Here is a 17,415-nt window from a genome sequence, read left to right as displayed (position 1 = left end):
ACCGGTGGTAATGACACCGGTAGATGGACATCGAGACGATCCCCGGGGTCGGCGAGAAGACGGCCGAGGCGCTGTCCGCGCTCGACGACCCCGAGCGTGCGCTCAGCGACGGGGACGTGGCCACGCTGTCGCGCGCGCCGGGAATCAGCGACGGCCGCGCCGCCCGCATCGCCCGCGCCGCCATCCGCCAGCAGCACGGCGACCCCGGCGGCTTCGCCGCGACCTCGCGCGCCCAGGAGATCTACCGCGACGCCCTCGAACTCGTCGCGGACCACGCGGTCACCCGCTACGCCCAGCGCCGCCTCGAAACCTTCTACCCCTCGCCCTCCCGCTCGCGCGTCGAGGAGGCCCGCGAGTTCGCCGCCCGCGCCATGGAACGGGAACCCGACGACGAGATCCGCGGCGCCCTCGCCGGGGTCGAACCCCTCGAATCGCCGCCGAACGTCCGCGTCCGCGACCGCTGCCTCGCCACCACCGACGCCGAGACCTACGCCCGCGCCCAGGATGTCCTCCCCGAGGTCAGCGTCGAGATCGTCGACGACGCCCGCGGCCTCGCAGACCTCGCCCGGGGGTACGCCACCGTCATCGCCCTCGACGACGCCTTCACCGGCGTCGAGGTCGAGGGCGACGTCCGCGTCGAGCCCAGCGCTCTCGACGACCCCGCGACCGTCGTCCCCGAGCGCACCCTCTCGTTTTTCGCGCACAACCGCAACCGCCTCCGGGCCGCCGTCGAGGTCCACCGCGTCGCCGACCTCGACGCGCCCTGCGACCTCGACACGCTCGAAAGCGCCCTCGCCCGCATCGACACCGAGGGCAACGTCGCCGACGACGCGGAGCTACAGCGCCTCCAGAACGCCGTCGACGACCTCGACGCCGCCGTCTCGACCGCCGAGAGCGTCGCCAACGACCGCCTCCGGGAAGCCATCGAGGAGCGCGACGTGACCATCGAGGGCGCGGATCTCCTCTCGCTCGTCGAGCAGGGCGCCGGCGTCGACTCGCTGCTCCAGCGCGAACTCGCCGACGAGTACGCCGAAGCGGTCGCCGACGCTCGCGACCACCTGATCGACGCCCTCGGCCTCGACGACTACGCCGACGTGGCCCGCCGCGCGTTCCCCGACCAGCCGACCTTCCCCGTCCAGCGCGACGAGGAGGTCGTCTCCCGCCTGCGCGAGGAACTCACGACCGCCCGGGACCGCCGCGCGACCCGCCTCAAGCGGGAGGTCGCCTCCGACCTCGCCGACGCGCGCGAGGACGCCGAGCGCCTCGCCGAGGCCGCCCTCGAACTCGACGTCGAACTCGCCATCGCTCGCTTCGCCCGCGAGTACGACTGCACGATGCCGGAGTTCGGCGGCCGCGGCGTCGCCATCGAGGGCGGCCGCTCGCCCATGCTCGACGTGCCCTTCGACGAGGTCGACCCCGTCGACTACCGCGTCGAGGGCGTCGCCCTCCTCACCGGCGTCAACAGCGGGGGGAAGACCTCCGTCCTCGACCTCGTGGCCCTGACGGTCACGCTCGCGCACATGGGCCTGCCCGTCCCCGCCGAGCGCGCCCGCGTCGAGCACGTCGAGGAACTACACTACCACGCCAAGACCCAGGGCACCCTCGACGCGGGCGCCTTCGAGTCCACCCTGCGGGAGTTCGGGTCGCTCGTCGACGAGATCCGCTCGGGCGAGGGCGGGCGCGTGCTCGTCCTCGTCGACGAACTGGAGAGCATCACCGAACCCGGCGCCAGCGCGAAGATCATGGCCGGCATCCTCGAAGCGTTCGACGAGCGCGAGACGACCGCCGTCTTCGTCACCCACCTCGCCCGCGAGATCCAGGAGTCCGCCCGCTCCGATCTGGCCGTCGACGGCATCGAAGCCGAGGGCCTGGTCGACGGCGAACTCAAGGTTGACCGCTCGCCCGTCAAGGACGTCCTCGCGCGCTCGACGCCCGAACTCATCGTCGAGAAACTCGCCGACGAACGCGACGGCTTCTACGTAGAACTCCTGGAGAAGTTCGACTGAGTGAACCACCGAGATGTGGCGCTGTGGCGCGCGTTGTCGCGAGTCTCGTCTTCCTCGTGAGCGAAGCGAATGAGGGTCAGCGAGAGCTTCGCTCTCGCCAGACGCGACAGCACCGTGCGAGGGATGAGCGAGGGAACGGAGTGACTGAGCGAATCGGTTGGGGAGGCGTGAAGTGCGGGGCTGGGCGGACGCTGTCCTGGCGTCGTGACGAGCGGAGCGAGGCAGGGCTCGGAAGACGAACGGAGTGAGTCTTCCGGGGACTGAAAGGGCGAAGCGCGGTGGCGGGCCGAGAGCTCTCACCCCGCGCCGTCTATTGAAGACCGAACGACTGCGAGCGAACGGGTGTTGTCACACACATGGTCACAGCGGGGAGCGAACCTCTCAGCGACGGGGGGGGTTCGGTCCGTTTACACGACCGACTCGACCGAGTCGATGCGATCCGACCGACGGAAGTCCCCGTTCTTCGAAGTGTCCGGGCCGGAAACCGCGTATAGACGGCCGAACCTCGACGAGGTCGTGAAGGGCGGAATCGAGGGGTTCTCATAACAAATATTATAGTATCGCTGTCACTCACTTACTCAAACGTCTAGGACTCTGAAAATTCTCGGGGTGTTATACCCGTTCGAGAATACATACGGATATGAAGAGTTCGAGCCGGCAGATTCTATTCGACGAGATGGTCGACGCGTTGGCCGACGTGCAGCGGCGGACGTTGCTCGTCGCCCTGCTGGAGCACAATCCGCAGGCCGATCGGCCGGTCGTCGTCGGAGACGGGGGCACCGAGGCGATAGAAGTCAAGCAGCTGATACAGATGAAGCACGTCCACCTGCCGAAACTGGCGGAGTACGGGTTCATCGACTGGGACGAGGACGCCCACGAGGTCGCGAAGGGGCCGAACTTCGACGAGATCAGGCCGCTGCTGGAACTGCTTGACGACCACGCGGACGAGCTCCCGGCCGACTGGCTGTAACGCGACGGACCCCGCGGTCGCTTTTCACTCGCGCTTCGCCGTTCGCTTCCCGAACTGCCACCGTCACAGCGAGAGGTGGCCGGTCGCGTCCCGACGGACGACGGCGGGCTCGGTCGCACACCGGATGGCAGTCACCCCGCAGTTCGTGGGCGAGAACTCCGGGGCGACCGCGGCCAGGTCGCGGCCGGACACCGCGGCGATCACGGCGCGGATCGGCCCGCCGTGGGTGACGACCGCGGCCGTCTCGCCGTCCCCTACCTCCGCGACCAGTCGCTCCCAGCCGTCGAGGACGCGACGTTCGGCGGCGCCGAGGGACTCGCCGCCCGGCACCGACGCCACGGCCAGCAGCGACCCGTCGGGGTCGTACTCGGGGAGGCGCTCCGCGATCTCCGCGCGGGTCAGCCCCTGCCAGTCGCCGAAGTCGCGTTCGCGCCAGGCGCGCTCGAACGCCGGATCCGGTCCGATGCCGGCCTCGTCCAGCAGTGCCGCCGTCTCGCGCGTCCGCTGCAGGTCGGAGGCGACCAGTCTGTCGAGGTCGTACTCCGAATCGAGGTGCGAGCCGAGCGCTCGCGCCTGTTCGCGACCGCGCTCGGTGAGTGTCGAGTCGGCCCAGCCCTGGATCCGGCCGTCGCGGTTCCAGATGGTCTCGCCGTGTCGAACCAGCAAGACGGTCGCGGTCATGTGTAGATTCGACCCTTCATACCCAGTCTCCGTCCGTCACTCGCGGCTCTGGTACCAGTCGAGGACGACCACGAGGAACTCGAAGGCGACGATCAGGCCGACGACGACGCCCGTCGCCTCGACCGTCGAGAGGTCGACGGCGTCGACCCGCTGGAGCAGTTCGGGGTCGGGGCTACCGAGGTAGCCGACCGCCAGCGAGAGCGGCCAGACGGCCACTCGCGCCCGGGCGAAGGCCCGGTAGGCGCGGCCGCGTCGGCCGGCGCGGCGGGAGAGGTACAGCGCGCCCTCGTAGAGCGCGATGAGCGCGATGCCGATGAACAGCGGCGTCAGGCGGGTCAGGCCGAACTCGGCCAGCGCCGACGTGACCGCGGCGGGCAGCTGGTCGTAGTACCCCTGCGGAAGCGGCGCGGTGCTGACCGCGTAGCCGGCGAGGGCGGCGGTCAGCCAGGCGAACGGCCGGCGGGCTGCCACCGCCTCGGCCTCCATGAGCGTCGTCGCCTCGCTCGTCCAGTACAGCAGCAGGAGCGTCCCCTCGAACAGGAGGATCATCGTCGCGGCGACGAGGATGGGGGCCATGCCGGTCGGGTCGGGGGAAAAGAGGAAGGCGACGGTGGCGAAGCCGCCCCAGAAGTAGATGCGGCGGGCCGCGAGCCAGCGCCGGGAGGTGACGCCCATCATCACCGCGAGCATGATGAGCAGCGGGATCTGGAAGACGAGCGCGAAGAAGCCGAGCATCATCACGATGAGGTTGAACGTCTCGGTCAGGCTGAAGGTAATCTCGGCGGCCTGACCCGTGTAGCCGGTGAAGTACGCGAACAGCGTCGGGAGCACGAGCAGATACGCGAAGAACACACCGACGACCGCGAGGACGAGGCTGGTCGGGACGGAAGCGAGGTAGTACCGTCGTTCGCGGGGGTAGAGGCCGGGACGCATGAAGAGGTACGACTCGTAGACGGTCAGCGGGAGCGCGGCGATGAAGCCGACGAGCGAGGCGACCTTCAGGCGAGCGAACATCAGTGCGAGCGGGTGAAAGAGGTGCGGACACGCGGCGTCAGCCGACGCGCCCGTCGTCGGACAGACCGACGCGGAACCCGGCATGAACGAGTACCACAGGAAGTTGATCATGCGGTCGGCGAAGGGAAACGCCAGCCCGGAGACCAGCGCCATCACGACGACGATGACGCCGAGCCGGCGGACCATCTCCTCGATGTGCTCGGCCAGGGGCATCTCCTGGTCGTCCGGCGCGCCGACGTTCTCGGGCGCGGCCGGCGCCCCCTCCGCCGGCCCGCCCGTCGACGGGTCCACGTGGGGGTTGATGTCGCCGCCGAACTCCGTGGCGTCGGAGCCGCCGTCGGCGGCCGCGTCGCTCTCGGAAGAATCTCGCTCGGAGGCGATGGCCTCGGCATCGTCTGGGTCCGGGACCGTGGCACTGGGACCGGCGTCGTCGGGGCGCTCGGACGGTGCGTCGTCCGTCCAGTCGGGGTCCGGTGACTCGTCGGGCGAGGACTCCGAGCGGTCCGACGGGTCGCCGCCGACGGACTCGTCGGGCGAGGACTCCGAGCGGTCCGACGGGTCGCCGCCGACGGACTCGTCGGGCGGACCGGCGGCTCCCTCGTCGTCGTCCCCGTCGCCGGGCCGCTCGTCAGTCATTCGTCGCCGGGTTTGCGCTCCCCTATTGTAAGCCTTCTTTTCGCTCGCCCGTCCGGCCGGCGTCGAGCGCCGACCTCGGGCCGGCGAACGGCCGCTGGACCCCCGCGTGAAGTCTCGTGATGAATAGATTGATAACAGTCACTCGGTTACCACTCCCCGAGATGGCTGCCGCGATCGACGAGGACACCAAACGGACCGTCGCACAGGGTCGCGCGACCCTCGGGTCCATGATCGGCAGCGCCCGCGAAGACCTGCAGAAGGCGTTCATGGTCTTCGTCATCGGGTTCATGGGGACGTTCTACGCGCTGCGGCTCTACGTCTGGGACCAGCTCAAGGCCGACCTCAACCAGCACCCGGACATCCAGATCGTCGCGACCACGCCCTTCGACGTGATCTTGCTTCAGGCGAAGATCGGGATGTTCATCGGGGTCCTGATGGCGCTCCCGGTCGTCGTCTACTTCGGTCGCGACGCCCTGCGGGCCCGGGGCTGGTGGCCGGCCGAGGACGTCCCTCGCTGGAAACTCGCCTTCCCGGCGCTGCTGTCGGTCGTCCTCTTCCTCGCCGGCCTCGCCTACGCCTACTACCTCTTCTTCCCGCTCATGCTCGGGTTCCTCGCCGGCAACGCGGCCAACGCCGGCTTCAGGCCCGCGTGGTCTATCGTCAAGTGGACGCAGTTCATCGCCTTCCTCGGCTTCTCCTTCGGCCTCGCCGCGCAACTGCCGCTGGCGATGAGTTCGCTCGCCTACCTGCGCATCGCCAGTTACCAGGCGATGCGCGACCGCTGGCGCTACGCGGTCATGGGCATCTTCGTGTTCGGCGCCTTCTTCTCGCCGCCGGACCCGCTCACCCAGATCATGTGGGCGCTCCCGCTGGTCGGCCTCTACGCCTTCAGCCTCGCGCTCGCGCGCTTCGCCGAACTCCTGCGGCGGTCGGCCGACGAGGTCTCCGCGGGGCAGGTCGTCCGCAACTACTGGAACCAGCTGGCCGGCATCGCCCTCCTGACCTTCGCCGCGGGCTACCTCTTCGTCACCCGCCTCGGCGTCGCCGCGGTCAACGACCTCCTCGCCACCCTCCCCGAGCAGTACCAGCGCGGCCCCTACCCCACTCTGGCCGAACTGACGGGGCTAGACCCCCAGATCGTCGCCGCCGCCGTCGGCGTCGCCGTGGCGGCCGTCGGGCTCGGCGTCGGTCTGTTCGTCTTCTCCATCCGCGAACTCGACGCGGCGCGCGACCCGACGGAACCGGTGGGGTCGCCCTCCGAGATCGATCTGCTCGCCCTCGACGCGGCCGCCATCCCGGCGACGCCGCCCGAGCGCTTCGAGGAGATGAACGAGGGCGAGGCGACCGAACTCGCCCGCGAGGCCCTGCAGGAACAGGAAGACCCCGACAAGGCCCAGGCCATCCTCGACCGCTTCGACGAGGTCCAGGAGGCCCAGGAGGAGCGCGAGGCCACCGAGGGCGGCGAGAGCGGCGGAGCGACGGCCGACGCCGGTGACGACGACGACGAGGGCGGCGTCTTCACCTCGACGACGGCCGGCGTGGTCGACTCGTTCACCGAGGAGGAGACCACCGAGGACGACATCGGCGGCTACTACTACGACATCGCCTTCATCCTGGAGAGTCTCACCTCGCGGGCGTTCCGCATCGTCGGCCTGTTCGGTATCGTGATGGCCGCGACGTTCGTCTTCCTCTACCAGGGCGGGATCGGACGGCTCCAGGAGATCTTCTTCAGCCGGATGCCCGAGAGCCAGGAAGTCCAGGCCAACATCGTGACGCTCCACCCCGCGGAGGCGCTCATCTTCGAGATCAAGTTCGCCACGCTGCTGGGGCTGGTCGCGACGTTCCCGCTGATCCTCTACTACGCCTGGCCGCGGCTCAAAGAACGGGGCCTCGTCGGCGGCGACCGACGCGTCCTCGGCGCGTGGGCCGTCTCCCTGCTCGTCGGCATCGTCGGCGGGAGCCTGCTCGGGTTCCTGTACATCGCCCCGGCGATCATCTCCTGGCTCGCGGCCGACGCTATCAGTTCGAGCATGGTCATCTACTACCGGATCAACAACTTCGGCTGGCTGGTCGTCGCCACCACCGTCGGCGTCGGCCTGCTCGTCGAGGTGCCGGTGACGATGTTCCTGTTCCACCGCGGCGGCCTGGTCACCTTCCAGACCATGTTCGATCGCTGGCGGACGGTCGTCATGGCCATCATCGTGACCGCCGCGTTCATCACCCCCTCCAGCCTCCTCACGATGCTCGTGTTCTCCATCCCGACGGCGTTCGCGTACATGGTCGGCCTCGGACTGCTGTGGATCTACACCCTCGGCGGTCGGCGCACGTCCCGGAAAGAGGGCGAAGCGGCCGACTGACCGCCGCGAACGGTCGACCCCACCGGATTGCCGGAGTCGACGACCTCGGGCCGCGCCAGCCGGTATACTACTCCGCGCGCGTGACGCCCGTGAACTCGAAGCGGGCGCCGGCGGCGCTGTCGTCCTGGACGGCCGCGACCGACCAGCGGTGGGTCTCGGCGATCTCCCGCACGATGGCGAGGCCGAAGCCGGTGCCGCCTTCGCTGGCGCTCACGCCACGCTCGAACACCTCCTCGGGCGAGTCGATCTCGATGCCCGTGCCGTCGTCTTCGACGTAGAAGCCGGGTTCGTCGTCGAGCGTGCCCACGCGGACGGTCACGTCCGCGCCGCCGTGTTCGACCGCGTTGCGGAAGACGTTCTCGAACAGGCGGCCGAGTCGGTCGGGGTCGGCCTCGATCGGGTAGGCCCACTCCTGTTCGAGCGTCGCGGTCCCGGTGTCGACGGTCGCCCAGGCCCTGGTGGCGACCTCGTCCGCCTCGACCCGCTCGGCTCCCTCGATCTGATGGCCTTCCCGAGCTAACGTGAGCACGTCCTCGACGAGCGACGCCATGCGGTCGTGCATCTCCGCGACCGCGTCGAGGTCCGACTCGTCGCCCGTCTGGCGGTAGCGCTCCAGGCGGCCCTGGGCGACGTTGAGCGGGTTCCGCAGGTCGTGTGAGAGGATGCTCGCGAACTCCTCCAGGCGGTCGTTCTGGCGGTCGAGCTCGCGCTCGCGGTGTTTCTGCTCGGTCACGTCGACGGTGACGCCGACCGTCCCGCGGAGGCGACCGGACTCGTCGTACCACGGCGCCTTGGTGGTCTGGAAGAACAGGTCCCGCCCGTTCGGCGGGCTGGCCCGTTCGATCCGACCGCGGATGGGTTCGCCGCTCTCGACCACCTGTCGGTCGTCGTCGACGGCCGCCTCGGCGTGGCTCGCCTCGTAGAGGTCGAAGTCCGTCTTCCCGTGGACGTCCTCCGGCGTCTGCAGGATCTTCCCCTCCGGGGACTCGATGAACGGCTCGACGACGCCCTCGCTGACGAGGACGTGCCGGCTCCGGTCGTCCTTGAAGTACACCGACATGGGGACGTGTTCGACCAGCGAGCGCAGCATGGCGCCCTCGTCGTAGTCCTCCGTCCTGTCGGCGGCCGCGTCGTCGGGGACCGTCGCCACGAGGTAGCCGATCCCCGCCGACCGGTCGGCGACGATCTCCACCTCGCTCTTGAACGCCCCGTCGACGCCCGTGCAGTGCCACTCCCGGCGCTCGAAGTCGCCGTTCAGCGCCCCCTGGACGAACGTCTCGACGGGACCGCCCTCTCGCAGCCACTCCAGGTCCTCCTCGCCGGGCTCGCCCCGCCCGCGGCCGCGGAGTTCGTGCGTGATGTCTGTCTCGCGGAGGTCCGCGAGGGTCGCGTCGCCGATCGCGGGCGGGTCGAGCGCCCAATGGTCGAAGAAGGTCTCGTTGGCCTCCCGGAGCGCGTAGGTGTCCAGGTCGAAGGACACGATGGCCTCGCCGCTCAGGTCCGCGAGGTGCCAGCCAACCTCGTCGCGCTCGCGCTCGACGAAGTCGCGGACCCGCGACCGCACCAGCCGCGAGGTGTGTTCGTCGTCGGCGACGTACGCCGCCGACTGGTCTTCGAGCACCCTGTCGAGCAGGTCGCCGGCGATCTGGTCGCCCCCAGGGTCGACGACGACGACCGGTCGCGTCCGGTCGAGTTCCCTGACCGCGTCGTACTGTCCCGCCTCCGGCCCGCAGACGACGCAGACCGCTCCGCGTTCGACCCCTGCCCTGGCCGCTCGCGCCCCGTCGCCCTCCGGCGTCGAAACGGCCAGGGAGGTGTCCGACTCCAGCGCGGCGACCGCCGCGTCGCGCACCGCGTCGTCGGCCGCGACGACGGCGACTGTGGTCGAGATGTCCCCCGATTGCGGCATGAAACCCTCTATAGCGCATTCCCGAATAAACGTGCCGCCGACTACCCCCGACCCGTCGAGACACTCGCCAACTACCGACGTTTAACCCCCAGGACCAAAACATGTTCGGCCATTTCACGTCGACGGGAATGCTGGTACGCGATAGGGGCTCCGGTCACGTAGGGCGAGCAGAGCACGCGTGCCGGCCGGTCTGAACCGGTCGGACGTCCGTCCACCACACCATGATCGACCCCGTCATCGCCAGTCGGCTCCAGTTCGCACTGACGACGATCGTCCACATCATCTTCCCCGTGATGAGCATGGGGCTCGCACCCTTCCTCGTCTACTTCACGTGGAAGGAAATCCGCGGCGGCGACCCCGTCTACGAGCAGCTCCGGCGGTTCTGGACGAAGATATTCGCCGTCTCGTTCGTCGTGGGGACCGTCACCGGGATCGTCCTCGAGTTCGAGTTCGGGACGAACTTCGCGGCGTTCTCGACGGTCGCCGGCGAGCTGTTCGGCGGTCCGCTCGCGCTGGAGGGGATGATGGCGTTCATGCTGGAGGCCACCTTCCTCGGCGTGTTCGTCTTCGGCCGCGAACGCGTCGGCGACCGCCTCTACTTCGTCTCCGCCGTCGCCGTCGGTCTCGGGACCTGGCTGTCGGCGGTGTGGATCCTGATCGCTAACTCCTGGATGCAGACCCCCCGCGGGTTCGAACTCGTCGAGTCCGGCGGGCGAGAGGTCGTCAGACTGACCGACCCCCTCGCCGCCTACCTCAACCCGCGCTTCCCGTACATGTTCGTCCACATGCAGAACGCGGCGGTCCTCTCGGTCGCCCTCGTGATGGCGGGTATCGGCGCGTACTACGTCTTCCGTCACCACGTCTGGGGGAACACGGTCCCCCACGCCGACTTCTGGGAGCGGACGCTGAAGATCGCGCTCGTCGCACTGGTCATCACGGCACCCTTCCAGGTGGTCCACGGGGACGTGTACGCCCGGCACGTCTCCGAGAGCCAGCCCCAGAAGTTCGCGGCGATGGAGGCCGTCTGGGAGACCGACTCGTACGTCCCCGAGTACATCGTCGCATTCCCGACCAGCGTCGAGGACATGACGAACCCGAAGGCCAAGGACATCTTCGGCATCGGGATACCGGGCGGCGCCTCGTGGCTCGCCAGCGGGGGTGATCCCCAGGCGACGATCACCGGGTTGAACGAGTTCGAGGAGGCCCCGCCCGTGGCGGTCGTGTTCTGGTCGTTCCGGATCATGGTCGCGCTGGGCTTCTGGTTCGTCCTCCTGGCGTTCTGGGGCGCCTTCAGGTGGTACCGGGGCGGGCTGCTCGACGACGACCTGCTGCACAAGGCGCTGATGCTCTCGGCGCCGCTGGGGATCCTCGCCGTCGAACTCGGCTGGGTGGTCACCGAGGTTGGCCGCCAACCGTGGGTGATCCAGAACGTCCTGCAGACCAGTGAAGGGGTCTCACCGGGCCTCACCGGCGGCGAGGCCACACTCACGCTGCTCTCGTTCGCCGCCGTCTACCTCGGGCTGTTGACCCTCTACGGCTACGTCCTCGCGCGCATCGTCCGCGCCGGACCGCCGGGTCGCGAGGAGTTGCGGACCGTCGACGCCGAGGACGCCGACGCGGCGCTGGCCCCGGGGGTGACCGTCGATGACTGAACCGGTCGCACACCTCGCGGGCACCGCCCGCTCGCTCCCGGCACCGCCGCTCTCGCTCGCGGACGGGCCGCTGTTCGGCCTGCCGCTCCCCGAGCTCTGGTTCGGCCTCCTCTTTTTCATCTTCGCCGTCTTCCTCGTCCTCGACGGGTTCGACTTCGGCGTCGGCGCCCTGTTCGCGACCCGCGAGGACCCCCACGAGCGCGAGCAGTTGATCGCGGCCATCGGGCCGTTCTGGGACGGCAACGAGGTGTGGCTGGTCGTCTTCGGCGGCGCCATGTTCGCCGCGTTCCCGAGCGTCTACGCGGCGCTGTTCAGCCGCCACTACCTCCTGATGTTCGCCATCCTCGGCGCGCTCATCCTCCGCGGGCTCGCGCCCGAACTGTACGAACAGCGCGAGGACGACGCCTGGAAGCGCTGGTGGGGCCGCGCGTTCGTCGTCGGGAGCGTCACCGCGCCCTTCTTCCTCGGCGTCTTCGCCGCCAACTGGGTGCTCGGCGCGACGCGGATCGTCACGGTCCCGGGGGTCGTCGTCGGCCTCGCCGTCGTCGCGCTCACCGTCGTCGACGGGGCGGCGTTCCTCCGCCTCAAGACGCGAGGGGGCCTCCAGACGGATCTCGAACGGGCGGGCCTGCGCGCGCTCGTCGCGTACGTCGGGCTCGTCGTCCTCGCGCTCGGGACGATCTACGCGACGACGCCGGCGGTCCGTTCGGCGCTCACGTCGCCGCTCGCGCTCGGACTGGTCGTCGCGACGGTCGCGCTCGCCGGCGGCTACGCCGTCGCGATGCGCCGCGACCGCCACCTCGCCGCGTTCGCTACGGCCGCGGGGCTGGTCTTCGCCCTCGTCGGGGTCGTCGCACGGCTGACCTACCCGTACGTCGATCGCGCCACCGGCCGGACCGTGGGCGACGCCATCGTCTCGACGCTCCCGCTGAACCTCATGACGATCGGCGCCGCGGTCCTGCTCCCGCTCGTGTTCGGCTACTTCGTGGTGCTGTACTCGACGTTCAGCGGCCCCGTCGAGGCAGGGGAGACGTACTGATGAGCGACGACCGCGCGGTCGAGACTGACGACACCGCGACGGAGTCGACCTCCATGCTCTCGCGAACGCTGCTGACGTGGCTGGAACTCACCGTCGTCGGCATCACCGGCGGCGCCGTCGGCGCGGCGGTCGGCGGTCCGCCCGCGTTCATCGCCTACCTCCTGACGACGCTCGTCTCGGTGGGGATCCTCTTCCACAACGTCGCCGCCCTCGTCGACGCGCGGATCGCGGCCACCCGTGCCTCCGGCGCTGGCGCGAGTGGGACGGACTGACCCGGCGCGGCGTTCATCTGCCTCGACGGACGACCCGGTCGAAGCGATCCGCCTATATTCTCGGAGTGACCTCTGACGAATATCTATGCCGAAGATCAGCGTGGAAGTACCCCAGGAGTTGCTCGACGACCTGGACGAGCACGTGGGCGAGAACGGCAAGTTCGTCAACCGGAGCGAGGCGATCCGGGCGTCGATGCGGAAGACACTCGATATGCTCGACGACATCGACTCCCGGCAGGGGCGCCTGGAGGAGGAGCAATGAGCGACGCGCGTCCCGCGCCGTCGCCGGTACAGGTCGGCCTCATCGGCCTGTTCGTCACCGCGATCGTCACGGCGCAGGTGACCGCCTCGAAGCTCCTGTCGTTCGGACTCCCGTTCGAACTGCCGCTGGTCGGCGGGGCGCTCGTGCTGCCGGGCGCGGCGCTGGCCTACGCACTGACGTTCTTCGCCTCGGACTGCTACTCGGAGCTGTACGGCCGGAAGGCTGCTACCGTCGTCGTCAACGTCGGCTTCGCGATGAACTTCGTCCTCCTCGTGCTGGTCTGGAGCACCATCGAGGCGCCGGCCGCGTCGATTCCCGGACAGATCGACCTGGCCGCCTTCCGGAGCGTCCTCGGTTCCAGCACCTCCATCGTCGTCGCCAGCCTCTCGGCGTACCTCGTCAGCCAGAACTGGGACGTGTTCGCCTTCCACTGGATCCGCGACTACACCGACGGCGAGTACCTCTGGCTGCGCAACATCGGGTCGACCGCGACCAGCCAGCTCATCGACACGGTCATCTTCATCCTCGTCGGCTTCGTCCTGCTCGGGAGCACCTCGCCTTCCGACGCCGTCGCGCTCATCGCCGGCCAGTACCTCTTCAAGCTCCTCGTCGCCGTCGTCGACACCCCCTTCGTCTACGCCGTCGTCGCCGCCGTCCGCTCGCGGAAGACCGCCTCCGCGACCGCCTACTCGCGACCGGAGTGAACGAGCGCGACCCCCTTCCACCCCCTCGGGCGGCGATTCTCCCGCGCTCTCACCCACCCGTACAATTATGCCGACAGGGGGACTCTACGGAGCTATGAACGTGGAGGCGGACGCGGTCGTCGAGGAACGGCCGATCGTCGCGACGGCTCTCGTCGCGATCGTCGCCACGGCGGTCTACGCCGGGATCCAGCTCGTCGTCGACGGCTCGGTCGCGGTCGCCGAGACGGCGTCGTTCGTCCTTATCTTCACCCTCGTCTACGTCGCCGGAAACCGCTATCTCCGGGACAGCGGAGACGGGTCACAGCCTGCCGACTCCCGGGCGGACGACTCCACCGAGTGACTCACTCCAGAAACCGGTCGAGCCCGCTCTGGCGGCGGGCGACCCCCGCCGGATCGGGCTCCCAGGCGCTCCGCCGCGCCCGAATCGCGTCGGCGGCGTCCGTGTCGTCAGCGTCCTCCGGTCGTTCGCTCTCCCCTCCCCTTTCGTCCTCCTCGACGGGTTCGTACCCCGGACAATCGGGCCCGCAGTCTGCTACAGGCCGAACGAGCCCGTCCTGCCAGTCGCACCACGGGAGTCCCGCGTCGGCGTACTCGCCGGGTTCGGCGTCCGCGGGGACGCACCGCTCGCAGTCGGGCAGGTCGTAGGTCCGCCAGCCCTTGCCGTAGGCGCGCTCGGCGATGCGGCGGCGCTGGCGGCGTTTCTCGGCGGCGGTGACCGGCCGGACGTCCGTCCGACCCGGTTCGCGGTCGAGCAGCTCGATGCCCGGACCGTCGGTCGCCAGCGGCTCGGCCTCGCGGACGACCTCGCGCTCGCCGGTCTCGGGGTCGAACCGCCAGACCCCGACCGGATCGGGGAAGCGGTTGAGGTGCGCGCGGGTGACGTACGTCTCGGTGGCGAGAACGACCCGGTCGAACAGACCCAGCGAGACGTCGATGCGCAACTGGTCGCGCAGGTCGCCGGGGCGGTCGAGATCGGGTTTGTTCTCGATGCCCACGAGCGAGCCGAACCAGTCGGGGTAGCGGACGGTCTGGCGGACCGCGGCGCTCGACCCCTCGCGTTCGCGCTCGAAAAAGCCCAGTTCGACCGCTCGCTCGGCCACCGCACGGGCGCGCTCGGGGTGGCAGTCGAACGCGTCGGTCACCGAGCGAGCGGTGCCCGGACCGACCGCGCTCTCGACGGCCAGCGGCGGGATCGTCTCCGCCGTGACGGCCGCGCGTCGCTCGAACTCGGGACCCGGCTCGACGCAGACCACGTCGGCGACTCGGCGGCCGTGAATCGCGGCGCCGAGCTGCCGCCCGACGACGCGGTCGGGCGCCTCCAGGTGGGCACACAGCGCGAGCTCGAACGCGAACTCCTGCACAGGAACGGGTTGGCGCGAGCGGGCATAAGCGCGACGCGTCGCCGACGACGGCGGGTCGCGGAACCGCCTTCGCCCGATCCGCCGCCGGACGCGTCAGTTCACCGATACACTTTTGATCGGCCGTGAGTAACTGGCAATGAGATTAGGGTGACGTGGGAAATGGGAACCATCGAGAGGTCGGGGAGAGGGCAGTCCGGGATCGTCGGAATGGTGATCCTGATAGGATTAGTGATCACGGGGGCGATGCTGGTCCTGGTGAGCGGGTCGAGCGCGATCAGCGAACTCCAGCAGGACCGCTCGGACGCGAGCTCGCAAGTCGTCATGGAGGGGGCCGACTCGAAGCTCGCGTCGCTGACGAGTTCCGAGTACTCCGCGCGCGACCGGTTCTCGCTCGGCGACCTCGAACGCAACGACGCGCGGCTGATACGCTCGGGCTTTCTGAACGTCACCGTCAATCGGAACGCCACGTGCGCGACCAACATCACGCTGAGCTCGATCCGATACGAGAACGACGAGGGGCAGGTCGTCGCCTACGAGGCGGGCGGCGTCTGGTCGGCCAACGATAACGGGAGCGCGATGCAGACGGCGCCGGACGTCCGGTACCGAAACGGGAGCCTGGACGTCTCGGTGACGAACCTCACCGGCACGGTGTCCAACGACAAGAACCAGGCGTTCTACAACGCGAGCACGTCCAGTCGCGAGTCGGCCGCCCGCTCCCAGCAGGTGATCACCGGGACCTGCGCCCGGCCGGACAACGTCACGCTGGAGGTCCAGAGCGACTTCTACGTCGGCTGGGGGGACTACCTGCAGGGCGAACTCGGGGTCGAGACGGACGTTTACGCCTCGAACCGGACCGCCGTCGCCTACCTCAACCAGAGCGACCTCCCGCGGCGCGTCGACGACAGCCGCAACCACGTCATCAACATGTCCGAGGCGCCGTACATGGACGAGGTCGAGATCGACGGCAACGAGATCCGCGTCACCAAGAACGTCTCGAACGACTACAGCACCTACGTCGAAGCGCTCTCGAAGAACCGCGTCGACATCGGGCAGATCAGGCGGATCGAGAACGCCCAGAACGTCTCCGGGCCGCCGCTTGACGTGGTGTTCGTGGTCGACGAATCGGGGTCGATGAGCTGGGACGCGAACCCGTCGGAACCGGGTTGTCATCAGGGTCGCCCGGGGACGTCGAGCTGTCAGAGCAAACGAGAAGCCGTCCAGGAGGCGATACGGATGTTCGTCGGCGACCTGAACGCGACGAAAGACCGGGTCGGACTCATCGGATTCTACGATCCCGACTCAGACAATGCCCAGTACTACCGAACGAACGGCCGGTACCTCACCGACTCGTTCGACGCGTTCAACACCACGGTCGGCTACACGACTGCCAACGGCGGGACGCACGGGAACGCCGGACTCCGCGACGCCAACCGGGTCCATCACCTGAAGAGCAACCAGACTCGAAAGCGGATCGTGGTTTACCTCTCTGACGGGACAAACGACGACGATGACACGTGGATCGACGGAACGGAGTACACGTTGGATGAGGCCGCGATCTACCGCTCACAGCAGGCCGCGGAGATGGGATCGACGATTCACACGATCGGATTCGGCGACAAGAGCTACATCGACCAAGACGTCCTGAAAGACATCAACGGATCGACCGGCGGCCGATACTACTTCGCGGACAACGCAAGCAGACTCGACGACATTTTCGAGGACATCGCGACCCGCATCTCCAGTACGCGACAGATCGCTCGCACGCCGACATCGACAAGCCTCCAGACCGGCGCCGGGCAGACGTACGCGCCCCAGATCGCCGGCGACACGGACCGGCTCGCGGTCAACACGTCCGGCGGGACGCGGTACCTGAACATCAACGACCCGACGGCGCCGACGCTGTTCAGTCACGGCTTCGCCCTCGCCGACAACGAATCACTGACGTTCAACGCCTCGACCTACAACTGCGCGGAGTGGCGCGGCACCGGGATCACGCGGTCGCACAACGGCTCGTCGTACCAGGTCACCCGCTGTACGAACATGACGACCGCTGACCAGTCCCTCGGCGCGGACGACGCGACGGTGTTCCGCGACGGCGACAACATGACCTCGTTCCTCGCGGGCGACGCCCCCGCGTGGTGGCAGGAGGACATCGAGGAGGCCATCGACTCCCGGTCGGACGTCCGCCTCAACTCCACGAGCAACATCACCCACATGAAGAGCAATCAGGCGCTGGTCATCCTCGACTACCCCGACGGGACGAACTCGACGAACCGGCTGGCGCTGCTCTATCAGATCGGGCTCGCCGAGTCCGAAGCGAGGCCAGAAGGCGTCATCAACATCAGGGTCAACAACGTCGAAGTCGACTCCTGACGCCTCCGGGGCGCAGTGGTGACTGCTCCACCGCGACACGCCCGATTCGGCCCGACACTTCTGCGACGTGGCCCCGCCACGGGCCGCGTCGGGAACCGCCCCGCTGCCGCGGTCCGGGTCCCCAGCGAGGCGAGTCCGGTTCACGGTGTCCCGGTATCTCCGCTCGACGCACACACGAG

14 protein-coding genes are annotated in these 17,415 nt (G+C 68.9%); 10 read left to right on the top strand and 4 right to left on the bottom strand.

The genetic code is table 11. The features are described 5' to 3' along the window. The first annotated feature begins 23 nt into the window (after nt 1-23). The gene (locus tag ACMGFH_RS17165; RefSeq protein WP_415379680.1) at nt 24-2,006 is read left to right on the top strand and encodes a MutS-related protein; all 1,983 of its coding nucleotides are present in this window, start codon (nt 24-26) and stop codon (nt 2,004-2,006) included. A gap of 640 nt (nt 2,007-2,646) precedes the next feature. Next, entirely contained in the window at nt 2,647-2,976 is a 330-nt protein-coding gene (locus ACMGFH_RS17160) for an ArsR family transcriptional regulator (RefSeq protein WP_415379679.1), read from the top strand. Between the two features lie 63 nt (nt 2,977-3,039). Here ACMGFH_RS17160 and ACMGFH_RS17155 read toward each other — a convergent pair whose 3' ends face one another. Beyond that, nucleotides 3,040-3,657: a histidine phosphatase family protein gene (locus ACMGFH_RS17155; protein ID WP_415379678.1), complete on the bottom strand. Its 618-nt coding sequence runs from the start codon at nt 3,655-3,657 to the stop codon at nt 3,040-3,042. A 36-nt stretch (nt 3,658-3,693) separates the two neighbouring features. Further along, the gene (locus ACMGFH_RS17150; protein WP_415379677.1) at nt 3,694-5,307 is read right to left on the bottom strand and encodes a twin-arginine translocase subunit TatC; all 1,614 of its coding nucleotides are present in this window, start codon (nt 5,305-5,307) and stop codon (nt 3,694-3,696) included. 161 nt (nt 5,308-5,468) lie between these two features. Between ACMGFH_RS17150 and ACMGFH_RS17145 the strand changes: the two genes are divergently transcribed. Then, nucleotides 5,469-7,664 (top strand): twin-arginine translocase subunit TatC, encoded by a 2,196-nt coding sequence (locus ACMGFH_RS17145; RefSeq protein ID WP_415379676.1) that lies wholly within the window; start codon nt 5,469-5,471, stop codon nt 7,662-7,664. 67 nt (nt 7,665-7,731) lie between these two features. Here the strand turns inward: ACMGFH_RS17145 and ACMGFH_RS17140 are convergent, their stop codons facing one another. Continuing rightward, a complete protein-coding gene (locus tag ACMGFH_RS17140; RefSeq protein WP_415379675.1) occupies nt 7,732-9,573 on the bottom strand; it encodes a sensor histidine kinase in 1,842 nt (613 codons plus the stop codon). 221 nt (nt 9,574-9,794) lie between these two features. On the opposite strand from ACMGFH_RS17140, the gene ACMGFH_RS17135 reads away from it, so the two are divergent. The 6 genes from ACMGFH_RS17135 (at nt 9,795) to ACMGFH_RS17110 (ending at nt 13,842) form a co-directional block, all read left to right on the top strand. Further along, entirely contained in the window at nt 9,795-11,225 is a 1,431-nt protein-coding gene (locus ACMGFH_RS17135) for a cytochrome ubiquinol oxidase subunit I (RefSeq protein WP_415379674.1), read from the top strand. Further along, on the top strand, nt 11,218-12,264 hold the full coding sequence (gene cydB / locus ACMGFH_RS17130; protein WP_415379673.1) for a cytochrome d ubiquinol oxidase subunit II: 1,047 nt from the start codon (nt 11,218-11,220) through the stop codon (nt 12,262-12,264). Before ACMGFH_RS17135 ends, cydB begins: the two co-directional genes overlap by 8 nt. Further along, nucleotides 12,264-12,536: a hypothetical protein gene (locus tag ACMGFH_RS17125; RefSeq protein ID WP_415379672.1), complete on the top strand. Its 273-nt coding sequence runs from the start codon at nt 12,264-12,266 to the stop codon at nt 12,534-12,536. Before cydB ends, ACMGFH_RS17125 begins: the two co-directional genes overlap by 1 nt. An 85-nt stretch (nt 12,537-12,621) precedes the next feature. Then, a complete protein-coding gene (locus tag ACMGFH_RS17120) occupies nt 12,622-12,798 on the top strand; it encodes a ribbon-helix-helix domain-containing protein (protein ID WP_415379671.1) in 177 nt (58 codons plus the stop codon). Continuing rightward, complete coding sequence (locus ACMGFH_RS17115; protein WP_415379670.1) at nt 12,795-13,502, top strand: queuosine precursor transporter; 708 nt, start codon at nt 12,795-12,797, stop codon at nt 13,500-13,502. Before ACMGFH_RS17120 ends, ACMGFH_RS17115 begins: the two co-directional genes overlap by 4 nt. Before the next feature lie 94 nt (nt 13,503-13,596). Beyond that, nucleotides 13,597-13,842 carry a hypothetical protein gene (locus ACMGFH_RS17110; RefSeq protein WP_415379669.1) on the top strand — a complete coding sequence of 82 codons (246 nt, stop codon included), beginning with the start codon at nt 13,597-13,599 and terminating at the stop codon, nt 13,840-13,842. 1 nt (nt 13,843) lies between these two features. Here ACMGFH_RS17110 and ACMGFH_RS17105 read toward each other — a convergent pair whose 3' ends face one another. Then, nucleotides 13,844-14,863, bottom strand: coding sequence for a DUF5787 family protein (locus ACMGFH_RS17105; protein ID WP_415379668.1), 1,020 nt, complete (start codon nt 14,861-14,863; stop codon nt 13,844-13,846). Nucleotides 14,864-15,022: 159 nt separating this feature from the next. Between ACMGFH_RS17105 and ACMGFH_RS17100 the strand changes: the two genes are divergently transcribed. Continuing rightward, nucleotides 15,023-17,236 (top strand): vWA domain-containing protein, encoded by a 2,214-nt coding sequence (locus tag ACMGFH_RS17100; RefSeq protein WP_415379667.1) that lies wholly within the window; start codon nt 15,023-15,025, stop codon nt 17,234-17,236. The last annotated feature ends 179 nt before the right edge of the window (nt 17,237-17,415 follow it).

The sequence above is a fragment of the Halosimplex rarum genome, assembly GCF_047715405.1.
Taxonomy (GTDB): Archaea; Halobacteriota; Halobacteria; order Halobacteriales; family Haloarculaceae; genus Halosimplex; species Halosimplex rarum.
This window is presented reverse-complemented; position numbering and strand designations above follow the sequence as displayed.